We start from the raw sequence: 740 nt of genomic DNA, 5'->3' as shown, positions 1-740 counted from the left end.
AGTTGGAACAGGTTTTAAGAATAAAACACTTGGCGTTTCATAGCCAAGTGTTTTTCTTGGCCGGTGGTTCAGTTCATCTTGAACCCTGCGTATCTCCCGATGGCTGATGTTGCGGAAATCGGTTTGCTTGGGGAAATATTGGCGAATAAACCCGTTGGTCTTTTCATTCAATCTTTTCTCCTTTTCTATGCCGACGCGGTTAGGTACTTTTCCTCTGATCCATGTGCTGCCGTACTGTTTACGGTAGGGTTTGCCGGCTATTCTGAGATGCCGCCATAGTGTGCCGCCGTTGTTTTTGTCTTGGCACAGATAGAGGTAAATGGTGCTGTGGTGGAGCGTGATGCGGTGGTGTTTGTGCAGATAGGCGCACACCTGCTCGGGGCTGAGCTTGCGGCGGATGAGGGTATTGATGTGTTGAATCATCCGGGAATGGAGCTTATAGGGTTTTAGCCTACGCTGTTTGGTAAGCCGGCTTTGTTTCCGGGCTTTTTCGGCACTGTATTGCTTTGCCTGTGTACTGTGCCGCCTGATTTTGCGGCTGATGGTGCTTTTGTGGCGGTTAAGTTGTTTGGCGATTTCGGTGACGGTGTGGTGGCGGGATAGGTATTGGATGTGGTATCGTTCGCTTTGGGTCAGTTGTGTGTAGCTCATGGCAATCTTTCTTGTCAGGAAAGGCCGTATGCTACCGCATACTGGCCTTTTTCTGTTGCGGAAAGTTGCACTTCAAATCCGAATCCGCT

1 protein-coding gene is annotated in these 740 nt (G+C 49.6%); it reads right to left on the bottom strand.

What is annotated here, in order from left to right; all coding sequences use genetic code 11:
* A partial coding sequence (locus AKG09_RS11510) for a helix-turn-helix domain-containing protein (protein ID WP_054619557.1) occupies positions 1-651 on the bottom strand: 651 nt, incomplete at its 3' end.
* Positions 652-740 lie beyond the last annotated feature (89 nt).

It is taken from the genome of Neisseria sp. 83E34, assembly GCF_001308015.1.
GTDB lineage: Bacteria > Pseudomonadota > Gammaproteobacteria > Burkholderiales > Neisseriaceae > Neisseria.
This window is presented reverse-complemented; position numbering and strand designations above follow the sequence as displayed.